Raw genomic sequence first — 21,861 nt, 5'->3', positions numbered from 1 at the left:
CGCCGCCCCGGCGATCACCGCGAGGGCTGGGGACTCAGGCGACCGGCTTGTTCAGCGTCTCGGTCAGCTCCTTGTTCGCCTGTTCCAGGACGGTGTCGGGGTCCTTGCCCTTGACGATGTCCAGCACGGCGCCGGGCAGGATCTTGCCGTCCTGGTCGGCGGAGTTCCAGTTCGGCGTCGTCGGGAAGAACTGGGTGTTCCTCATCTGCTCGGCGGCGGCCGCGGTGACGGGGTCGGACTGGTAGGCCTCGTCGTCGAGCATCGCGGGGTAGGCCGGGAAGTAGCCCGCCGCGTCGGCGTAGCCCTGTCCGCCCTTCTTGTCGCCCATGACCGTGAGCAGGTCCCAGGCCGCGTCGGGGTGCTCGGTGGTGGAGAACAGCGTCAGCGCCGAGCCGCCGGCGAAGGCGGGCGCGGTGCCGTCGGCTCCGGGGATGGGCGCGGCCTCGATGCTCTCCAGCACCGACGGGTCCTCGGCCTGCTCCTCCATGGAGGTCAGCGCCCAGCCGCCGTCGATGTACATGCCGACCTCGCCGTTGGCCATGTCGGCCAGCGGCACCAGTTCGTTCTCGCCGACGTAGGACTGCGGGGAGATCTTCTCCTCGGAGGTCAGCCCGGCGTAGAACTCGATGGCCTCCTGGGTCTCAGCGGAGGTCAGCCGCCCCTGCCACTTGCCGTCCTGCTGGACGGCGATCTCGCCGCCGTTGCTCCAGATGAAGCTGGCGATGCCGTTGGTGAAGTCGGTCGGGGCCGCGAAGCCCGACACGTCCTTCTCCTTCTCGATCGCCTTGGCGACCTCGACCAGCTCGTCCCAGGTCTGGGGCGGCTCCATGCCGATGTCCTTCAGCCAGTCGGCGCGGTAGTAGAGCGTGCGCACCCCGGAGAACCAGGGGATGCCGTACTGGGAGCCGTCGTAGGTGCCGTACTCGACGGCCGCCTGGTCCATGTCGGCCACCGCGCCCCAGGACTCCGTGCGGGAGGTGATGTCCATGATCGCGCCCTGGGAGGCCCAGTTGGCCACCTGGTCGTTGCCGACCTCCAGCACGTCGGGGGCGTCGCCGCCGGCCAGCGCGTTGTTGATGGACTGCTGGGCGTCGGGCCAGGGGATGAACTCCACCTCGACCTTGGTGCCGGGGTGGTCCTTCTGGTAGCGCTGCTCCACGGTGTCGAAGTACTTCTCGATGGGCTTCTGGGCCGTGCCCATGACCCACACGGTCAGGCTGTCGGGAGCCTCGGATGCGCCGTCCTCGGAGCCGCCTCCGCCGCAGGCGGTCGCGGCCAGGAGCACCGCTGTCGAAAAGGCTGCGGTCTTCAGGGATCTCATGCTGGTCTCTCCCTTCACGCGTTGCCGCGCGCGACGTTGCGTCGAGAGGACGCCCCCGGCCACCTCTGGCTCGGCTGCAAGCGCGATGCGGGCTTCGTCGTCGGTTCGAGTGTGCTGGGATAGCGGGTGTGCGTTCGGAAGAACCGCCCTGCCCACCGCCGGGCCCGGCAGGGGTGAGGCGAACGGCGCCGGGTGGGCGCCTCCGCTGATTGGCCGCTAAACTAACAAGAAACTTTCCTAATGGATAGAGAACGGAGTGTCACGGTTATGTCTCGACGTCCGGGGACTCCGCGCCTGCTGCGCCAGCTCAACGACCGGGCGGCCCTGGAGCTCCTGCTGGCGTCGGGGCCGCTGACCCGCACCCAACTCGGCCAGGAGACCGGCCTGTCCAAGGTGACCGCCTCCCAGCTGCTCGCCCGCCTCGAAGAGCGCCGGCTCGTGCACGTCGTCGGCAGCCAGGCCGGCGGCCGCGGACCCAACGCCGCCCTCTACGCCGTCGTGCCCTCCAGCGCCTACGCCTTGGCGCTGGACATCCGCGCGGGCGAGGTGACCGGAGCCCTCGCCGACATCACCGGCCAGATCACCGGCGAGTTCACACTCGACCCCGGCGACACCCCGGACCCCGTCGCCCAGGTCAACCGCGCCGTCAAACGGCTTCTGCAGACCTGCGAGGTCCCCCCGGACCGGCTCAGCGCCTGCACCATCGGCACCCCCGGCGTCGTCGACCCCCGCACGGGAGCCGTACGCTTCTCCTTCGACCTGCACACCTGGCTCGAAGACGCCTTCCAGGCGCTGCGCACCGACCTCGGGCCCGTCGTCCGAATCGAGAACGACGTCAACCTCGCCGCCCTCGCCGAACACGCCGAAGGCGCGGGCGAGGACGTCTCCGACTTCGTCCTCATCTGGCTGGGCGGAGGCGGCGGCGTCGGCATGGCGATCATGCTCGACGACCGCGTCCACTGGGGCACCACCGGCGGCGCCGGCGAGATCGGCTACCTGCCCGTCCCCGGTGCCCCGCTGCCCGGCGACGTCGGCCTGCCCGGCGGCTACCAGTCCATGCGCCGCACCGCGGAGCGGCCCACCATCGCCCACGGCTTCCAGGCCCTCGTCGGCGCCCAGGAGATCCTCGCACTCGGGGAGTCCCACGGATTCGCCGGCAGGACCGTCGGCGACGTCCTCACCGCCGCCGCCGAAGCCGGCCCGCCCGGCGAAGGCCTCCTCGACGAGCTCGCCGAACGCATCGCCCGCGGCGTCGCGGCCGTGTGCGTCGTCCTCGACCCCGGACTCGTCGTGCTCGGCGGCGAGGTCGCCCAGAGCGGCGGAGACGTCCTCGCCCGCCGTGTCGCCGACGCCGCCGCCCGCATCGGACCCAACGCACCCCAGGTCAGCGTCGGCCGCGTCGAGGCGCCCGTCCTGCGCGGCGCACTCCTGTCCGCCCTCCAGCACGCCCGCGAGGACGTCTTCGACTCCACCGTGGAATGACACGCGGGGAGGCCGCCACCGCACCGCCGCCGGTCCGGGGCGGCCCGACCGCCCCGGACCCCGACCGCTCCCTCCGAGCGCACCGGATGCAACGGATCGGTGACCGCACCGTGGCCGGACAGCGTGAAGTGCACGCTTTGGGGCCATGGACAACGTCGAACGAGGCCGAGCGCTCCACGGCGTGCGGGTCGCGGTGCCGGCCGGAGACGACGGCCACGCCCTGCTCTGGTTCGCCTACTGCCCTAACTGCCAGGCGACGGTCAATGCCGACCGGGACTTCATCGCCGACTGCTGGAGCTGCGGGCGGCCGCTCCCCAAGCGGTTCAACTCGCGGATGGAGCTGCGCGTGGAATGGGTCCTCTACGAGGACATCCTGCTGGGACGGCACCACGCCGACGAGTGCTACTGCAACTACTGCGGTACGGCCGATCCGATGAGCAATCCCATATGCAGCAAGTGCAAGCGTTCGAAGCACTCCACGGGATCGTGACCACCGCCTGCCGCGGCGGTTCCTGAATCCACCCCCTGTTCACCGCCGCAGCCGCAGCGCCTTCGGGGTGGCGTGGAAGCCCGCCCCCAGCAGAGCGGTCTCCAACGGCGTCCCGAACACCTCGCCGCCGTCGCAGCGCTGCACCGACACCGACGCGACCCGGCCGCCGTGCACCAGCTCGGCCAGCGCACGCGCCGCACGCTCCAACTCCGCGGCACCCGAGCCGAACGTCAGCGCCGAGCGGCCCCCGCGCTCCAGGTACAGCGTCGGCGCGCCGCCGTCCAGAACCACCAGCGCACCCGCCTTCCGCCCCGGGCGCCCCGCCGACTCCGCCACCGGCGGCCACGGCAGAGCCGCGCCGTAGACGTTGGCCGGATCGGCCGCCGCCAGGACGAGCGGGTCGCCGCCGTCCCGCGCACCCGCCGGAGCCTCCTGGCCGCCGAGCGAACGCAGCCGGTCCACGGCGCCGGGAAGCGCGAACTGTGCCGCCCCCAACCCGTCGACGAAGTACCCCCGCCGCGCGCGCCCCGCGTCCTCGAACCCCCGCAGCACCGGATACACCGCGCTGAAGCCGCCCGCGCCGCGCCCGCCCGAACGGCGGTCGCCCCGCCGCACCTGCTCGGCCACCACCGAGCCGCGCGTGACGACCCCGTAGCGGTCCAGCAGCGCCGAGGTGCCCGCCGCCAGCCGCCGCGTGGCATCGGCCTCGCGCTCCGGCAGCAGCCACCACCGCCCCGCCGCCGTGGGCGGGCCCGTCCGGCTCGGCATCACCGGCCGCCGCGACCGGCTCCGATGCGCCGTGGACCCGGACCCGAGCAGCGCGCGCAGCGCCGACAGCGAGTCGTTGCCGACCAGCCCCGACCACACCAGGTCCCACAGCGCCGCCACCACCGCCGCATCCGAGACCGCCGCCGCGCCCTCGGCGCGCACCACCCGGTCGGCCACGTCCCGGAAGAACAGCGCGCCGCCCGCACGCAGCGCCGCCAGCACACCCGCCCGCGCCCGCGACGCCCCGGACTCCTCCGGCGCCGGCTCCGGCAGCAGCAGCTCCGCCTCGTCGGCCGGGACCAGGCACACCCACCCGTCGTTGCCCGCCAGCGGCCCCGCGCCCGCCCACAGCACCTCGCCGGCATGGGTCAGCTCGTCCAGCAGCGCCGGCGCATACCCCTCGACCCGCGCCGGCAGCACCAGGGACTCCAGCGCCGACGCCGGCACCGGCGCCCCCCGCAACGACTCCACCGCCGCGAACACGCCGTCGGCGCCCCCCGACCGCCGGCCCGGCCCCACGCGCTGCCACGCCGGGACGAACCGGCCCAGCGCCCGCTGCGGCACCGGCTCCACCTCGCGCCGCAGCCGCGCGACCGAGCGCCGCCGCAACGCACGCAGCACATCCGTCTCGCACCACTCCGTCCCCCGGCCGCCCGGCCGGAACTCGCCCTCGACCACACGCCCGGCGACCGCGAGCCGGTGCAGTACCTCCAACGCCGCCTCGCGTTCGACACCGAACCGATCGGCCACCCCCTGAGCCGTGAACGGCCCGTGCGTGCGCGCGAACCGCGACACCAGGTCGCCCAGCGGATCGGCCACCGGAGCCGCGAACGCCTCGGCCGCACCCGCGAACGCCCCGTCCGAGGTGCCGGAGGCCTCCGACAGCCACTCCGGCAGCCGCACACCCGCGCCGTCGCGCAGCCGCGCGGCGTCCTCCACCGCCGCCCACCGCGGCTCACCGCCCACACGAACCGGAACAGCGCGCCCCGCACGCTCCAGCTCCGCCAGCGACTCCGCGCCGGCGCCGCGCTCCTCCGCCTCCTCGGCGCTCAGCGGCCCCAGCTCCCGCAGGAGGTCCGCTGCACCCTCGCGCCCCCACGCCGGATCCACCCGCCGCTCCGGCGCAAGGCGCTGCAACCACGCCTCGTACTCGGCCACCGCCTGCCCGTCGAGCAGCTCCCGCAGATCCGCCTGGCCCAGCAGGTCCGCCAGCAGCCCCGAGTCCAGCGTCAGCGCCTGCGCACGCAACTCCGCCGCGGGGGCGTCGCCCTCGTACAGGAACGCCGCCGTGTATCCCATCAGCAGCGACTGCGCGAACGGCGACGCCCTCTGCGTCTCGACCTCGACCACCCGGACCCGCCGCGCACGCACATCGGCCATCAGCGACGCGAGCGAATCCACGTCGAACACGTCGCGCAGACACTCCCGCGCCGCCTCCAACACGATCGGAAACGACCCGAACCTGCCCGCCACCGACAGCAGCTGCGCCGAACGCTGCCGCTGCTGCCACAACGGCATGCGCCGCCCCGGACGCCGCCGCGGCAGCAGCAGCGCGCGCGCCGCGCACTCCCGGAACCGGGCCGCGAACAGCGCAGAGGAGCCCAGCTCCGCCGAAACCGCGTCCTCGACCTCCTCCGGGTCCACCATCAGCGACTCCACCAGGCCGCCGCCCGACCGCCCGGCGGCACCGGCCTCCTCCACGTCCGGCAGCCGCACCACGATCCCGTCGTCGCCGTGCACCACCTGCGCGTCCATCCCGTAGCGCTCGCGCAGCCGCGCGCCCACCACCAGCGCCCACGGCGCATGCACCCGGGCGCCCAGCGGCGAATGCACGACCGCGCGCCAGTCGCCCAACTCGTCGCGGAACCGCTCCACCACGACCGTGCGGTCGTCGGGCACCCACCCCGTCGACTCCGCCTGCTCGGTCAGATAGTCCACCAGGTTGGCCGCCGCCCACCCGTCCAACCCGGCGCCCCGGGCGCGCTCGACGGCCGCGGACTCCTCCAGCCCCCGCACCTCGCGCGCCATCGCGCCGATCGCGCGCCCCAGCTCCGCCGGGCGCCCCAGCGCATCGGCCTTCCAGAACGGCAGCCGCCCCGGGCGCCCCGGTGCCGGCGACACCATCACCCGGTCCGCGGTGATCGACTCGATCCGCCACGCGCTCGCACCCAGCACGAACACGTCGCCCACCCGCGACTCGTAGACCATCTCCTCGTCCAGCTCGCCCACCCGCGAGGGCCCCGCGCCCCCCGCGGAGGCCAGGTGCACCGCGTAGGTGCCCCGATCCGGAATCGTCCCGCCGCTGGTCACGGCCAACCGCTGCGCGCCCGGCCGCCCCGACACGGTCCCGCCCGAGCCCGCGCCCCCGGCGTCGCGGTCCCACACCACCCGCGGCCGCAGCTCCGCGAACTCGTCGGAGGGGTAGCGCCCCGACAGCATGTCCAAGACCCCCGACAGCGCCGAGTCCGGCAGCGACGCGAACGGGGCCGCACGCCGCACCAGCGCACCCAGCTCCGCCACCTCCCACTCGTCCATCGCCGCCATGGCCACGACCTGCTGCGCCAGCACGTCCAGCGGATTGCGCGGCATCCGCAGCTCCTCGATCCGGCCCGCGCGCATCCGCTCGACCACCACCGACGCCGCCAGGAGGTCGCCGCGGAACTTCGGGAACACCACCCCGCGCGAGACCCCGCCCACCGTGTGGCCGGCGCGCCCCACCCGCTGCAGGCCCCCGGCCACCGACGGCGGCGACTCCACCTGCACCACCAGGTCCACCGCGCCCATGTCGATGCCCAGTTCGAGGCTGGACGTGGCCACCACGCACGGCAGCCGCCCCTCCTTGAGGTCCGCCTCGATCACCGCGCGCTCGTCCTTGGACACCGAACCGTGGTGCGCCCGCGCCACCACGCCCGCCTCGGCGCCGTAGGTCTGGCCCGCCTCGGCCATCACCTCGGCCGGCGACAGGCGCGCCCGCCCGTTCGGCCGGCCGCCCGGTGCGAGGGAAGGCGCACCGGGCGGACCCGCCGCCCCCGAAGCGCCGGCCGAACCCCCGCCGGCGCCGCCGCCCGGCGCCCGGCGCTCGTCGGCCAGCTCGTTCAACCGCGCGCACAGCCGCTCGGCCACCCGCCGCGAGTTGCAGAACACGATCGAGGAGCGGTGCTCCTCGACCAGGTCCAGCACCCGCTCCTCGACATGCGGCCAGATCGAGGTCCGCGCCTTCGACGCCCGGTCGTCGGCGCGCGCCGACGGCACCGCCGCCTCCAACTCGGTCATGTCCTCGACGGGCACCACGATCCGCACGTCCAGCGACGGAGCCTCCGCCGCCGCCACCACCGAGGCGGGGCGCGGCCCGCCGAGGAACGCCGCGACCTCCTCCGGCGGCCGCACCGTCGCCGACAGCCCGATCCGCTGCGCCGGCGCGCCGAGCATCGCGTCCAGCCGCTCCAGGCTCAGCGCCAGGTGCGCGCCCCGCTTCGTGCCCGCCAGGGCGTGCACCTCGTCGACGATCACCGTCTCGACCCCCGCCAGGCCGGCGCGCGCCTGCGAGGTCAGCACCAGAAACAGCGACTCGGGCGTGGTGATCAGGATGTCGGGCGGCGCCGAGGCGAGTTTGCGCCGCTGGTCGGCGGGGGTGTCGCCGGTGCGCATCGCGACCGACACGTCGGGCGCCCCGAGGCCGGCCGACACGGATTCGCGCCGGATGCCCGACAGCGGCGCCCGCAGGTTGCGCTCGATGTCGGCGGCGAGCGCCTTCAGCGGCGAGACGTAGAGCACCCGGCAGCGCCGCACCCGCTCCTCGGGCACCGGACGCGACGCCAGGCCGTCCAGCGCCCACAGGAACGCCGACAGCGTCTTCCCCGACCCCGTAGGGGCCACGACCAGCGTGTTCTCACCCCGCGCGACCGACTCCCACGCGCCCGTCTGCGCGGGGGTGGGACCGGCGGGAAACGCACGCTCGAACCAGGTGCGCGTGGGTCCCGAGAAGCGGCCCAGCGGACCGCCCCGCCCGCGGGCGCCGGAGCCGCCGGACCGGGAGCCGGGATCGTCTGCCGAGGACATGTGCCCAGTCTGCAACGCCCTTGAGACGAAACCGCGGAGACCGGCCCGGGCCCGTTCCCAAGGGGCGTCGGCGGAGGTGACAGCACCGGGGCGGCGGCCGATACTGGAGGGGATGAGACTTTCACACTTCTGGGAGCGCATGAACGGGCAGTTCGGCGAGGCCTACGCCGCGAGCCTCGCCCGCGACCACGTCATCGACTCGCTCGGCTCGCGCACGGTCGACCAGGCGCTCGCCGACGGCATCAGCGCCAAGGAGGTGTGGCGGGCCGTCTGCGAAGCATTCGACCTGCCCGCCGCCGCACGCTGACGGCGCGCTCGCGAGCAACCGGCGCAAGCAGGTCGCAGACCCGGGCCGGAGCGTAAAGGGCCGGCCGGTCCGCCCGGGACCGCCGCGCAGGCGACGCGCCCGGACGCCTGGGGAGGGCAGGCGATCGAACAGAGGTTCGGGTAGGGTTGCGGTGTATCCGGGGCCGACCATCCTGAACCGGGAGGTGCGGTATCGGCCTCCGGCGGACCACGACGCCCCTTGGGCGGGCGTCCGCGAGTGGACACGCACTCGGCGGCAGGCACGCGGCCGCCGAGCACTTGTCCACAGGCGCGCCGACGCGGTCGAGGTTTGTCCCCGCCGCCGCGTAGCGTCACACCCAAGATGAACAAGAAGACGACGACCCAACAGGGGTTTCCCGTGGCTGCTGCTGATCGAGAGAAGGCTCTCGAGACCGCGCTCGCTCAGATCGAGCGCCAGTTCGGCAAGGGCTCCGTCATGCGCCTAGGCGATGACGACCGCCCGCCGGTCGAATCCATTCCATCCGGCTCCATTTCCCTCGATGTCGCATTGGGTATCGGAGGAATTCCCCGCGGGCGTGTTGTAGAGATATTCGGACCAGAGTCGTCGGGGAAGACCAGTGTGGCGCTGCATGCCGTGGCGAGCGCACAAAAGGCCGGAGGGATTGCCGCATTCATCGATGCGGAGCATGCGCTCGACCCTGAATACGCCAAGAAAATCGGTGTCAACACCGACGATCTGCTGCTTTCCCAGCCCGACACCGGTGAACAGGCGCTGGAGATCGCCGACATGCTGATCCGCTCCGGCGCGGTCTCCATCCTGGTCGTCGACTCCGTAGCCGCCCTCGTGCCCCGCGCCGAGATCGAAGGCGAGATGGGCGACAGCCACGTCGGCCTCCAGGCCCGACTGATGTCCCAGGCCCTCCGCAAAATCGCGGGCGCATTGCACCAGACTGGAACGACCGCGATATTTATCAACCAATTGCGGGAGAAAGTCGGTGTCATGTTCGGATGCGCATCCTGGGATACTTGGGTGACGTTGGCTGACGGGACTCGGGAACGCATTGGAAAAATTGTAAACCAAAAAATGGACGTAGAAGTCCTTTCCTACGACCCTGAAATCGGAGAAATCGTTCCACGGCGTGTCACCAACTGGTTCGACAACGGCCGAACGGAAGAGTTTCTGCACTTCAGGGTAGAGCGCGCCGGAGGTGGAAGGGGCTATGGGAGTGCCTACATGGACCTCACCCCGAACCACCTCGTGCGGACGCCGGGCGGTTGGCGGGAGGCCGGCGACATCATGCCTGGGGACCGGGTCATGCTCGCGCAGCACTACTATCTGAACGAGGTTCAAAAGCAGGTGGTGCTGGGTTCACTGCTGGGGGACGGGTGTCTGTCCGCGCCTGTGGGTGAGGACGCAGAGAGCGGACGATTTCGGATGGGGCACGGTGCCAAGCAAGCGGACTACCTGAATTGGAAAGTCGCTATGCTGGAAAACATCCCTCACTCGGTGACATCGAATGCGAAAGGTGCCGTCTTCGCTGACTTTACTCCACTAGCCGAATTGGGCGAACTTCGCCGGACGGTTTATGCGGGAGACGGTAAGAAACACATAACCTGGGACTACCTGAAGAGTCTGACGCCACTGGCACTGGCGATCTGGTATATGGATGACGGTTCATTTGCGTTGCGAATCGATGGGCGCCAGGCTCGCACCGAGGGAGGTAGCGGACGCGTCGAAATCTGCGTCGAGGCCATGAGTCCTGGATCGAGGCAGCGGATCGCCGACTATCTTCGTGATACCTTGGAGTTCGACGTAAAATTGCGTCCGCGAGGCGCACGGAAAATCAACACGCTTACATTCAGTGCAGAGTCCTCCAAGAAATTCCAAGAATTTATTGCACCCTATATTCACCCATCGCTGGATTACAAGCTTCTGCCTGGGCTTCGCGGCTACTTCAATGCCGAGCCCGAATTGTCCGAGCCCGTTTTGCGGCCTAGTCCAGCAGTGGTGCGGGAAGTTACTCCGAAGGCTCCGACCGCGGGGCGCACCGGACGATACGACATCGAGGTGGAGGGCAGCCACAATTACTTCGCCGACGGGGTCATGGTGCACAACAGCCCCGAAACGACCACCGGCGGCCGGGCGTTGAAGTTCTACGCGTCGGTGCGGCTCGACATCCGGCGGATCGAGACGTTGAAGGACGGGACCGACGCGGTCGGGAACCGCACGCGGGTCAAGGTCGTGAAGAACAAGGTGGCGCCGCCGTTCAAGCAGGCGGAGTTCGACATCCTCTACGGCGTGGGCATCTCGCGTGAGGGCGGGCTGATCGACCTCGGTGTGGAGCAGGGCGTCGTGCGCAAGTCGGGAGCCTGGTACACCTACGAGGGCACCCAGCTCGGGCAGGGCAAGGAGAACTCCCGCAACTTCCTGCGCGAGAACGTCGACATGGCCAACGAGATCGAGAAGAAGATCAAGGAGAAGCTGGGCGTGCCCGGCGCGGGCAACGACTCCGCGGACTCCGCGGCCGCCGCCGACGCCAAGGGGCCCGACTCCGCCAAGGGGCCCGACTCCGCCAAGGCGCCCGATGCCGCCAAGGCCGCAGGGGCGAGGGAGACCGGCGCCAAGGAGGCCGCGGTCAAGGAGACCGACGCCGCCGCTCCGGCCGCCGCACCGCCCAAGCGGGCGAGCAGGACCAAGGCCACCCCGCCGCCAGCGGATGCCTGACGCGCACGAGCCCTTCGACAGCGACACCGACACCGACACCGATACCGCCGCCGATGCGCCCGAGACCGGCGCCCGGGCGGGCGGGTCCGCGGACGGCGAGGATCCCGAGGCCGGCGCGCGCGGCATCTGCCTGCGCCTGCTGACCTCGGCTCCGCGCACCCGGGCCCAGCTCGCCCAGGCGCTGCGGCGGCGGGGCGTCGACGACGACGTGGCCGAGTCGGTGCTGGGGCGGTTCAGCGAGGTCGGGTTGATCGACGACGCCGCCTTCGCCGACGCGTGGGTCGACTCCCGCCACGCCGGGCGCGGTCTGGGGCGCAAGGCGCTGGCGGCTGAGCTGCGGCGGCGCGGGGTGGCCGAGGACACGGTGCGCGACGCAGTCGAGGAGCTGAGTCCCGAGCAGGAGGAGGAGACCGCCAGGCGGCTGGCGCGGCGCAAGCTGGCGGGCTCGCGCACGTCCGACCCCGCCGCGCGAGCGCGCCGGGCACTGGCCATGCTGGCGCGCAAGGGCTACTCCGCGGGACTGGCCTACCGGGTGGTGCGCGAGGAGCTGGAGGCCGAGGGCGCCGAACTGGAACTGCCGGATCCCGATCCGGAGTAGCGGCGCCGGGCCAGAGCCGCGACGGTGCGCCGCCAGACGATCGGTTGCCCGGTGGGGTTGTCTCTGTGACCGCCTCCGTCCGGCACCGCTCGAACCGGGGCGCGCGGCGTCACCGCAGCGCTGCCGAGGCGCTCGCCAGGTCTCGGCGGTCCGATCCGGCGGGCATGCCGGGACGACCCGGCGAAGGGCGGCGGCGCACGGCGGTGCCTCGGGCTACGCGGTGGGCACGTCGGTAGAGGCGCCGTTGGAGAAGGCGCCCGGCAGGGCGTATAGCTGCTCTCCGCTGCGGTACCCAGCGCACGGCGCCGCACCGGACTGACCAGTGAGCGGCCCGGTCGGTCGCGGCCGCGGTCGGGCCGGTGCTACGCGTCCGGGTTGATCGCCTGGTAGAGGATGTGCTCCCGCCAGCTTCCGGCGATGTGCAGGTACTGCGGCGCCCTGCCGTAGGCGGTGAACCCGTTGCGCAGCAGGACGCGCTGTGACGCGGTGTTGTGCGGCAGGGTCGCGGCTTCGACGCGGTGCAGGCCGAGGTCGGCGAAGGCGGTCTGCACCGTTTCGGCGACGGCCTTGGTGGCCAGTCCGCGGCCGTTGCAGGCTTCGGCGACCCAGTAGCCGATGGGAGCGGACTGGAAGGCTCCGCGGACGATGTCGTTGACGGTGACCTGGTCGGCGATGCGGCCGGTGTCGTCGAGGACGGCCAGCGGGAGCAGGCGCCCCGCGGCGTGCTGGGTGAGGGCGTATTCGAGTCGGGCCCGCTGGGCGTCGGCGGTGAAGTAGGAGTCGTCGCGGACCGGTTCCCAGGGGGCGAGGAACTCGCGGTTGCGCTGCAGAAGCTCGGCCAGTTCCGGCGCGTCCTTCGCGGTCAGGAGCCGTGTGGTGGGCATAGCGCCTTCCTCTCCTCGGGGGTGCGGCCGGTACGCGGGCCGGGGCGGGCGGGCGCGGTCGGCGGGGCACGGCCGCCGCTTCGGGAGGACAGGGCGAGGGCAGGGCGTGTTCGCCGCGTGTCGCTGTCCGCGCGGCACGGGTAGGCCCCGCGGATCCGCCGAGGGCTGTGGCGGGGCCGCGGGGCCGTACCGCGCAATCCCAGCCGCCATGCGACGAGGGGCGCCGCGGCGGCACCGGAGAGGTTACGGACGGGCCGGGGCGGCCACAAGGGCCGGATGCGCCGGGCGTCGGCGGGCGGTGGAGCCGGGGTTGACAGCGCTTCCCGCGCATTCGGGGGGCAGGGCTCGCCCGGCCCGTGGTATAAGCACACGTGCGGGCCGTGCACCAGGGCGTTCGTTCCCGGGTTTCGGGGCCGCAGGACCCTAGTCCGGTCGCGCTTTCCTCCCCAGCGCGTTCCGGACATCGCAGTGGCCGGATCCGGTCATTCCCTACACGGGTGCCCCGCGGTCGGCCCGCCGCCGAACGGCACGGCCCGGCCTGGGGGACGCGGTACGCGGCAGGCGCCGGGCATCCGGCGGGGCCGCTCCCGCCCTCCGCGCCGTCGGCCGCGGTCCGCGTCCGGCGCCGCGGCGAGCCTCCGCGGTGCCGGAACGCGGTCGCCGGTCACGGCCGGCGTCCTCGGGATCGAACGGCTACGGCCGCCCGGCCTGCTCGTCGGCGGTGCGGCTCTCCGCGCCGCCGTCGCCGTCCAGCGGCGGCAGCGGTTCGGCGACCAGGTCGGCGTCGGCCTCCTCCCCGGAACCGCCGGCCCCGTCAGCGCTCGGGCCCTCCGCCCCGTCCGCCCGGCCGTCCTCGGCCGCGCGCCCGGTGACCAGTTCGATCGCCGGCACGTCGGGCGGGGTGAAGCCGAACACCTCGCCGTAGAAGGCCAGTTCGGCCTCCAGCGCGCGCTGCTGGTTGGCGGCCGAGCGCAGCCCGTGGCCCTCGCCGCCGAACTCCAGCAGGGCGTGCCGGATCGACCGCTCGGCCAGCCCGGACGCCAGGGCGCGGGCCTGGGTGGGCGGAACGACGGGGTCGTCGGTGCCCTGCAGGATCAGCACGGGAGCGGCCAGGTCGGCGACGCGGTTGATGGGGGAGCGCTCGCGGTAGGTGGCCGCGTAGCCGGGCAGCGGTCCCACGAGCCCGTCCAGGTAGCGCGACTCGAAGTCGTGGGTCTCGGCGGCCAGTCGCAGAAGATCGGTCACGCCCCACGAGGAGGTCCCGCAGGCGAAGGTGTCGCCGCAGAGCGCGAGCAGGGTGGTGAGCCCGCCGGCGCTGCCGCCGCGTACGGCCAGGCGTTCGGGGTCGGCGACGCCTTCCTCGACCAGGGCGCGGGCGGCGGCCGTGGCGTCCTCGACGTCGATGACGCCCCACTGCCCGTGGAGCCGTTCGCGGTAGGTTCGCCCGAACCCGATGGAGCCGCCGTAGTTGACGTCGACGACGCCGATCCCGCGGCTGGTGAAGTAGGCCTTGGCGAGGTCGAGGGAACCGAGTGCCTTGGCCACGGGACCGCCGTGCACCCACACCACGTAGGGCGCCCGGCCCTCGCCGACGGCGTCGGCGTTGGCGGGCGGGTAGACGGTGGCGTGCACGGTGCCGCCGTAGCGGCCGCTGAACTCGGTGGTGCGCGGCGTGGGCAGGTACCGGGAATCGGGAAGGTCCTCGCGGGAGCGCCGCAGGATCTCGGTGCGCCCGGTGCCGGGGTCCAGCCGGACGAGGCTCTGCGGGGTGTGCGTACCCGCGGCCAGGCCCACGACGGTCGTTCCGTCGCCGGCCAGGGTCTGCCAACTCTCCAGCCCGGTCTCCAGTGGGAAGAGCTCGGCGGTGCCGGGGTCGTAGACGCCCGGGGTGAGGTCGGCGTGGCCGTGCAGGGCGACCAGTCGGCCGTCGTCGAGGCGCCGGTAGGGCTGCAGGCCGAGGGAGAAGCCGTGGGTGAACTCCTCTTCGGCCGGATAGAGCGCGATGGCCGGGCCGGTCAGCCCGATCTCGTAGAGGTTCCACCAGCCCGGCCAGTCGGAGAGGAACACCAGGGTGGTGGAGTCGCGCCAGAGCGGGGAGAGTACGGACTCGGCGACACCGCCCTTGAGGGTGTAGGCGCCTGCGACGGGGCCGTCGCCGTCGAGGGAGCCCACGCGCAGCTCGGTGCCGTCCCAGGGCATGCGGGGATGGTTCCAGGCGATCCAGGCCAGGTGCCGCCCGTCGGGTGCGGGGGAGGGGCTGGCATAGAAGTCGGCGCCGGAGACCAGTTCGGTCACGGCGCCGGGGTCGTCGGCGGCGCGGCCGGACAGCGGTATCGACACGATCGAGCGGACGGGGCGGTTCTCCTGCGCGTCCTGTTCCGCCGTGCCGCGAGCGGGGTGGCGCTCCTGGACGCAGACCAGGCTCGTGCCGTCGGCGCCCAGCGCGGGGTCGGCGTAGCGCAGCCCGCCCGGGGTCTCGGGCTCGGGGCTGATCGGCACGGGCGCGGTGGCGCCCTCGGTCAGCAGGTAGAGCCGCTGGTCGGCGCGGTTGGCGAAGACGATGCCGTAGCGGGTGGCGGCCGTGTCGTCACCCCGCGGCACGGGGAGGAACGAACGCCCGCCGTACTCATGGACGCGCGTGCCCGCGTCCCATTCGGGCCCGAGGAGCTCGGTGAGGGCGCCTTCGGAGTCGCGGTGCATGACGGTGGTGCGCCCGCCCTCGTCGGGGCGGGACTCCTCCCACCAGATCTCGTCGCCCGCGACGCTGGGATGGCCCAGTCGGCGTTCTCCTCGGGCGACGTCACTCGCAGCGATCGGCGATGGCCAGGCGCCGTAGGGGGCCGTCACGCGGTCGGTCATGGGGACACTTCGCACTCAGGGGTATCTAAGGAATGACATGTCGACCTTAGTGGTATGCGGGCGTCTGTGCAGTCGGACGGATGGAGTCGCAAGGGGGGCCGTGAACGGCGCGGGGCGCGGTGCCGCGTGACCGCGGAGGTCGGGACGCGGGCGCGGCCATTCGTTCCCTACTTGTAATCCGCCGTGCGCGACGGCGTGTCACCGCGCTGTCTATAGTCCAGCCAATGTTCAAGGCGGGTAATCACGCTAGGCACTTCAGAGGCTCGCGCCGGTGCTACAGCACCGCCGCAGCGCACTCTTCGAGGAGGACTCGCGCAATGAGGACGGGACTTCGGACCGGTCGGCTGGCGGCTGCAACCGCGGCCGCGGCCGCAGGGGTCATCGCGCTCGCGGGCTGCGGTGTCGGCGACACGGGCGCAGGCGGCGAACTCACCATGGCCACCGGCAGCACGGGCGGGACCTACTATCCCCTCGGCGCCGAGATGGCCAAGATCTGGTCCGACAACATCGAGGGCGTCAACGTCAGCACCCAGTCCAGCGGTGCGTCGGTGGAGAACATGCGCCTGCTCGACCAGGGCGAGAACGAGCTGGTCATGGCGATCAACGGGGTCGCCGCCAACGCGGTCGACGGCGAGGCGGACTTCGCCGAGGAGCCGCTGTCCAACCCCGGCGAGGTGCGCATGCTGGGCAACGTCTACCCCGAGGTGCTGCAGATCGTCGCCTCGGCCGACTCCGGCATCGAGACGATCGCGGACCTCAAGGGCAAGCGGGTGGACATCGGCCCGCCCGGCAGCGGTACGGCCGTGGCCGCGGAGCAGATCCTCGAGGCGTACGGGATGAGCCTCGACGACATCGAGGTCTTCAACAGCACGTTCGAGGAGGCCTCGACCAAGCTCAGCGACGGCCAGACCGACGCGGCGTTCGCGATCCTGGCGCTGCCGGCCGGCAGCATCGAGCAGGTCGCAACCTCCAGCGACGTGCAGCTTGTCGACATCACCGGCGACGGCCTCGAAACGCTCACCTCGGACAACCCCAGCTACAGCCCGCTGACGATCGAGGCGGGCACCTACAGCGGCCAGGACGAGCCGGCCGAGACCGTCACCAACTGGGCGACGCTCTACACCACGGCCGACCTGGACGAGGAGACGGCCTACAACCTGGTGAAGGAGATGTACGAGCGTGCCGACGAGATCGGGCACGACGTCGGCAGCCAGGTCAAGCTGGAGACCGCGGTCGACGGACAGGGCGCCGTCGACTTCCACCCCGGTGCCAAGCGCTACTACGAGGAAGAGGGCGTCCTCGGCTAGCGGCACCGAGCCGCCCGAGGTGCAGCAGGCGGCGGCGCGCGGGCAGGGGCTCGCGCGCCGCCGCGCCCTGCGCGCGGGCGGCGCCGTACTGGCGGCGGGCCTGCTCGGCGGGCTCGCGGCACCGGAGCCGGAGGCGGGCGGCCGCCTGCTGTTCACGGTGACCGACGTCGACGGCGGCCGCGTGGCGGCGTCGCGGCCGGTGGCCGCGGGCGATCGGGTGACGCTGCGCTATACCCATTCGGTGAGCAAGCGCCCGGTGGATGAGGTGTTCTCCGCCGGGGCCGGGGGCCGGCTGCTCATGCAGGAGATGCGGTTCGACACCTTCGGGGCGAACCTCCCCGTGGGGCCCGAGCACATCGGCTCGACGACCACCACGTTCCTGCGCGAGGACGACGGCTACCGGGTGCTGCACCACGGGCGGCCGCTGGGGACGGTGCAGCTGATGGTCAACAGCACGCACTCCGGCCAGGTGCTGCTGTTCCCGGACGGCGGGCGGGTGCGCCTGCTCGACGTCGCCGCGTACGGCACACGGGTGGAACTGGGCGTGCAGGGCGGGCCGCGGGCCTGGCCCTGATCGAGGCGGGGGGACCGGCAGGACGGCCGCCCGACGGACGACGACGTGGATGCAAGGGGATGGGGCGAGCGATGACGAGCGACTCCCGGTCGGCAGCACCGGCGGGTGAGGGCGCCGACTTCAGCGACATCGAGGCGCAGAAGGAGGTCGCCGAGCTAGAGCAGCACAACGTCGCCGCCGAGACGGCGGGCACCCGGCGCGACATGCGCCCTCTGTGGCGGTGGGTCGTCTTCGGTGTGGGGCTGGCGCTGAGCCTGTTCCACCTCTACACCGGCTACTTCGGTACGTTCCCGGGGCTGCAGCAGCGCTCGTTCCACCTGGCGCTGGGGCTGGGCATGGTGTTCCTGCTCTACCCGCACTCGCCGCAGGAGACCCGGCGCCAGCGGTGGTACGGCTGGGGGCTGACCGCCGGCGGAATCGCGGCCATCGTCTACATCATCGTCGAGGGCATCGCCGACTGGTACGTGCTGGCGCCGGCCGCGGCGGTGCTGGCCCTCGTGCAGGCGTCGCGCTACGTTCCGCTGCGCCCGATGGGGGTTCCGGCGGCCGACGTGGTCCTGGCGCTGCTGGGCATGGGGTCGGGGCTGTACCTGTTCGTGTTCTACGAGGACATCGTGCGCACGCAGGGCATCATCGAGCCGGACCAGGTGGCCGTCGGCACGGTGGGCATCCTGCTGGTGCTGGTGGCGGCGCAGCGGACGCTGGGCGCGGCACTGGTGGTGCTGTCGGGGCTGATGGTGGCCTACGCGTTCTACGGCCCGTTCCTGCCGGGCTTCCTGCACCACTCGGGCTACTCGATCGACCGGATCGTCGTCGAGCTGTTCGTGGGCACCGAGGGCGTGTTCGGGACCCCGCTGGGCATCTCCTCGACGTTCATCTTCCTGTTCCTGGTCTTCGCGGCGATGCTCACCCGCACGGGCATGGAGCGGTTCTTCACCGACCTGGCGCTGGGGCTGACCGGCGGTGCAACGGGCGGTACGGCCAAGGTCGGCATCGTCACCAGCGCGTTCTCCGGCACGATCACCGGAAGCTCGGTGGCCAACACCGTCAGCAACGGCGCCTTCACCATCCCCATGATGAAGCGGTCGGGGTATCCGGCCAACTACGCGGGCGCGGTGGAGGCGGCGTCCTCGACCGGCGGGCAAATCGCGCCGCCGATCATGGGCGCCGCGGCGTTCATCATGATCGAGTTCACCGGCATCCCCTACCTGCAGATCCTGCAGGCGGCGATCATCCCGGCGGTGCTGTTCTTCGTCGCCCAGTTCGTCGTGGTGCACTACGACGCCAAGCGCATGGGCATCCGCGGGATGCCGCGCTCCGTGCTGCCGAACGTGCGTCTGCTGATGGCCACCCGCGGCTACCTGCTGGTGCCGATCATCGGGCTGTTCGCGCTGCTGTCGGTGGGCTACTCGCCGATCTTCTCGGCGATGGGCGCGATCGGGCTGACCGTGGCGGTCAACCTGCTGACGCAGATCGTGATGTTCGTGCTGCGGCGCTGGCGCGGCATGGAGGACCGGCTGACGCTGTGGACCCTGCTGGACGGGCTGGTCGACGCGGCGCGTGTGGCGCTGCCGATCATCATGGCGTGCGCGGCGGCCGGCATGATCGCCGGCGTGATCACGCTGACGGGCCTGGGACAGAAGCTCAGCGACGGCCTCGTGGGGCTGGCCGAGAACATCCTGGCTCCCGGCGTGCAGGTCGTCACCTTCGACGTGTTCCCCGCGACGACGGTGCTGCTGGTGTGCACGCTGGTGCTGACGATGCTGGCCTGTCTGATCCTGGGCATCGGCGTGCCGACCACGGCGAACTACGTCATCACCGCCACCCTGGCGGCTCCGGCGATCATGGCGATCCTGGAGCCGGGGGTCGAGGAGAACACGGTCGCGGTGCTGCTCATGGCGCACATGTTCGTGTACTACTTCGGGGTGATGGCCGACATCACGCCGCCGGTGTGCCTGGCGGCCTACGCCGCCTCAGGCATCTCGGGCGGCAATCCGCTGCGCACCGGCGGGCACGCGGTGCGCATCGCGATCTCGGGGTTCCTGGTGCCCTACATGTTCGTGTTCTCCCCGGAGCTGCTGCTGCAGGACGTGACGTGGATCACGGGCACCTGGGCCGTGGCGACGTCGCTGCTGGGTGTGTGGCTGGTGGGCCTCGCGGTCGTGGGCTTCGTCAACACCCGGCTGCACTGGTCGCTGCGGCTTCTGGTGGCCGCGGCCGGGTTGGCGATGCTGCACTCGGGCTGGGAGAGCGACCTGTTCGGGCTGGTCGTCGGCGGCGCCGTGCTGGGCTGGCAGTTCCGGGCGGGCCGCGGTGCGGGCTCGGACCGCTCCGAGGTGCCCGCGGTGCCGTAGGGGCCGGGCCGCCGCTCCGCACGAAGGGGCGGCGGCCTTGACCTCAACTTCACTTGAGGTAGCAGGCTCGGGCCATGGCATCGACACAGCAGGCACCGATCATGTTCCGCAACACGATGCGGGTGCACCCCGAGCGGTTCGAGGCGTTCCGCGGCGCGATCGCGAGGGCGGTGGCCTTCACCGAGCAGCACGCCCCCCAGCTGATGGTGGAGGTCTACCTCGACGCAGAAGGCGCGCAGGCCTACAGCTTCCAGCTCTACCCGGACTCCGCGGCCGTGCTGGAGCACTGGCGGATCTCCGACCCCCACATCCGCGAGGTCATGGAGTACAGCACCGTGCTGGGGCTGGACGTCTACGGCGAGCCGGACGCGGCCGTGCGCGAGGGGCTGGACTCCTTCTCCCGCGAGGCCGGAGTGCCGGTGACGGTCCACCCGCGCGTCGCCGGCTTCACGCGGTCCGCGCCCGCGCCGCGCTGAGTACCGGGGCGACGCCGAGCCGGGCGGTCGGCCGGGTCCGGGCCGCCGCCCGCACGCGGGGCGGCGGCCTTCGCCGTAACGGAAGCCGGAAGCCGGAAGCCGCCGGGACGGCACCGGGCGGCACAGGCACTAGCCTGGGAGCCGTGAGCCAGACTCGTACCTACCAAGTGCGGACCTACGGCTGCCAGATGAACGTCCACGACTCCGAGCGCCTCTCCGGCCTGCTGGAGGACGCGGGCTACGAGCGCGCAGCCGAGGACACCACCGCCGACGTCGTCGTGTTCAACACCTGCGCGGTCCGCGAGAACGCCGACAACCGCCTCTACGGCAACCTCGGCCACCTGCGCCCGGCCAAGGACGCCCACCCCGGCATGCAGATCGCCGTGGGCGGGTGCCTGGCGCAGAAGGACCGCGGCGAGATCGTGCGCCGCGCCCCGTGGGTGGACGTGGTCTTCGGCACGCACAACATCGGCTCGCTCCCGGTGCTGCTGGAGCGCGCGCGGGTGCAGCGCGAGGCCCAGGTCGAGATCGAGGAGTCGCTGGAGACGTTCCCCTCCACGCTGCCCAGCCGCCGGGAGTCGGCCTACGCCGCCTGGGTGTCGGTCTCGGTGGGGTGCAACAACACCTGCACGTTCTGCATCGTGCCCGCCTTGCGCGGCAAGGAGAAGGACCGCCGGCCCGGCGACATCCTGGCCGAGGTGCGCGCCCTGGTCGACGAGGGCGTCGCCGAGGTCACGCTGCTGGGCCAGAACGTCAACGCCTACGGCAGCGAGTTCGGCGACCGCCAGGCGTTCTCCAAGCTGCTGCGGGCCTGCGGCGAGATCGAGGGTCTGGAGCGCGTGCGGTTCACCTCGCCGCACCCGCGCGACTTCACCGACGACGTCGTCGAGGCCATGGCCGAGACCCCCAACGTCATGCCGCAGCTGCACATGCCGCTGCAGTCGGGTTCCAGCCGGGTGCTCAAGGCGATGCGGCGCTCCTACCGCCAGGAGCGCTACCTGGGCATCGTGCGGCGGGTCCGCGAGGCCATGCCCGATGCCGCGATCACCACCGACATCATCGTGGGCTTCCCCGGCGAGACCGAGGAGGACTTCGAGGAGACACTGCACGTGGTGCGCGAGGCCCGCTTCGCCGCTGCGTTCACCTTCCAGTACTCCAAGCGGCCGGGCACACCGGCAGCCGAGATGGAGGGGCAGCTGCCCAAGGAGGTCGTCCAGGAGCGCTACGAGCGCCTGGTGGCCCTGCAGGAGCGGATCTCGGCGGAGGAGAACCGGAAGCTGGTGGGCCGCGAGGTCGAGCTGCTGGTGGCCGAGGGCGAGGGCCGCAAGGACGGCGAGCGGCGCCGGTTGTCGGGCCGCGCGCCCGACAACCGGCTGGTGCACTTCGCGGTCGACGACGGCACCGCGGCGGCGCTGCGTCCGGGGGACTTCGCGTCGGTCGAGGTCACCTATGCCGCGCCGCACCACCTGGTGGCCGACTCCGGCGTGCGCCGGGTGCGGCGCACACGGGCGGGCGAGGCCTGGGCGGCGCGCAACGGCCGCGAGCCGGCCCCTTCGGGCGTGCTGCTGGGCATGCCCACCGTCGGCGCTCCCGAGCCCGAGCCCGCCGCGTCCGGGGGCTGCGGGATCGCGTGACCCGGTCCGCGCCGCGTCACGGCGGGCCCCGATCCGGTGGGC

General features: G+C 72.4%; 14 protein-coding genes and 1 pseudogene. 11 read left to right on the top strand and 4 right to left on the bottom strand.

The genetic code is table 11. The annotated features are described in order from the left end of the window. Positions 1–34: 34 nt before the first annotated feature. Positions 35–1,321 carry an extracellular solute-binding protein gene (locus tag ABEA15_RS06090; protein WP_345555813.1) on the bottom strand — a complete coding sequence of 429 codons (1,287 nt, stop codon included), beginning with the start codon at positions 1,319–1,321 and terminating at the stop codon, positions 35–37. 267 nt (positions 1,322–1,588) lie between these two features. On the opposite strand from ABEA15_RS06090, the gene ABEA15_RS06085 reads away from it, so the two are divergent. Next, the gene (locus tag ABEA15_RS06085) at positions 1,589–2,803 is read left to right on the top strand and encodes an ROK family transcriptional regulator (RefSeq protein WP_344140622.1); all 1,215 of its coding nucleotides are present in this window, start codon (positions 1,589–1,591) and stop codon (positions 2,801–2,803) included. Positions 2,804–2,948: 145 nt separating this feature from the next. Then, the gene (locus ABEA15_RS06080) at positions 2,949–3,293 is read left to right on the top strand and encodes a hypothetical protein (RefSeq protein ID WP_345555812.1); all 345 of its coding nucleotides are present in this window, start codon (positions 2,949–2,951) and stop codon (positions 3,291–3,293) included. 39 nt (positions 3,294–3,332) lie between these two features. On the opposite strand, the gene ABEA15_RS06075 is transcribed toward ABEA15_RS06080, so the two are convergent. Next, entirely contained in the window at positions 3,333–8,120 is a 4,788-nt protein-coding gene (locus ABEA15_RS06075; RefSeq protein ID WP_345555811.1) for an ATP-dependent helicase, read from the bottom strand. Positions 8,121–8,232: 112 nt separating this feature from the next. Between ABEA15_RS06075 and ABEA15_RS06070 the strand changes: the two genes are divergently transcribed. From ABEA15_RS06070 to ABEA15_RS06050, 4 genes and pseudogenes are all read left to right on the top strand, one after another. After that, entirely contained in the window at positions 8,233–8,427 is a 195-nt protein-coding gene (locus ABEA15_RS06070; RefSeq protein WP_344140616.1) for a DUF3046 domain-containing protein, read from the top strand. 378 nt (positions 8,428–8,805) lie between these two features. Continuing rightward, positions 8,806–10,281 (top strand): annotated as a pseudogene (gene recA / locus ABEA15_RS06065) (recombinase RecA); the annotation flags it as partial. Positions 10,282–10,413: 132 nt separating this feature from the next. After that, positions 10,414–11,133, top strand: a complete 720-nt coding sequence (locus tag ABEA15_RS06055) for a hypothetical protein (protein ID WP_345555896.1) — start codon at positions 10,414–10,416, stop codon at positions 11,131–11,133. Then, entirely contained in the window at positions 11,126–11,731 is a 606-nt protein-coding gene (locus tag ABEA15_RS06050; RefSeq protein ID WP_345555809.1) for a regulatory protein RecX, read from the top strand. Before ABEA15_RS06055 ends, ABEA15_RS06050 begins: the two co-directional genes overlap by 8 nt. Positions 11,732–12,093: 362 nt before the next feature. On the opposite strand, the gene ABEA15_RS06045 is transcribed toward ABEA15_RS06050, so the two are convergent. Beyond that, positions 12,094–12,615, bottom strand: coding sequence for a GNAT family N-acetyltransferase (locus ABEA15_RS06045; protein WP_345555808.1), 522 nt, complete (start codon positions 12,613–12,615; stop codon positions 12,094–12,096). Between the two features lie 693 nt (positions 12,616–13,308). Next, positions 13,309–15,474, bottom strand: a complete 2,166-nt coding sequence (locus ABEA15_RS06040) for a S9 family peptidase (RefSeq protein WP_345555807.1) — start codon at positions 15,472–15,474, stop codon at positions 13,309–13,311. Positions 15,475–15,791: 317 nt separating this feature from the next. Between ABEA15_RS06040 and ABEA15_RS06035 the strand changes: the two genes are divergently transcribed. The 5 genes from ABEA15_RS06035 (at position 15,792) to miaB (ending at position 21,819) form a co-directional block, all read left to right on the top strand. Beyond that, positions 15,792–16,781, top strand: a complete 990-nt coding sequence (locus ABEA15_RS06035) for a TAXI family TRAP transporter solute-binding subunit (protein ID WP_345555806.1) — start codon at positions 15,792–15,794, stop codon at positions 16,779–16,781. After that, positions 16,741–17,355: a DUF1850 domain-containing protein gene (locus ABEA15_RS06030; RefSeq protein ID WP_345555805.1), complete on the top strand. Its 615-nt coding sequence runs from the start codon at positions 16,741–16,743 to the stop codon at positions 17,353–17,355. The genes ABEA15_RS06035 and ABEA15_RS06030 overlap by 41 nt, the downstream gene beginning before the upstream one ends. 71 nt (positions 17,356–17,426) lie before the next feature. Further along, on the top strand, positions 17,427–19,709 hold the full coding sequence (locus ABEA15_RS06025) for a TRAP transporter permease (RefSeq protein WP_345555804.1): 2,283 nt from the start codon (positions 17,427–17,429) through the stop codon (positions 19,707–19,709). A gap of 74 nt (positions 19,710–19,783) precedes the next feature. Further along, entirely contained in the window at positions 19,784–20,185 is a 402-nt protein-coding gene (locus ABEA15_RS06020) for a hypothetical protein (RefSeq protein ID WP_344140601.1), read from the top strand. 167 nt (positions 20,186–20,352) lie between these two features. Beyond that, positions 20,353–21,819, top strand: a complete 1,467-nt coding sequence (miaB, locus tag ABEA15_RS06015) for a tRNA (N6-isopentenyl adenosine(37)-C2)-methylthiotransferase MiaB (protein WP_344140775.1) — start codon at positions 20,353–20,355, stop codon at positions 21,817–21,819. The last annotated feature ends 42 nt before the right edge of the window (positions 21,820–21,861 follow it).

Origin of the sequence: Streptomonospora halophila, assembly GCF_039542725.1 — a bacterium.
Taxonomy (GTDB): domain Bacteria; phylum Actinomycetota; class Actinomycetes; order Streptosporangiales; family Streptosporangiaceae; genus Streptomonospora; species Streptomonospora halophila.
This window is presented reverse-complemented; position numbering and strand designations above follow the sequence as displayed.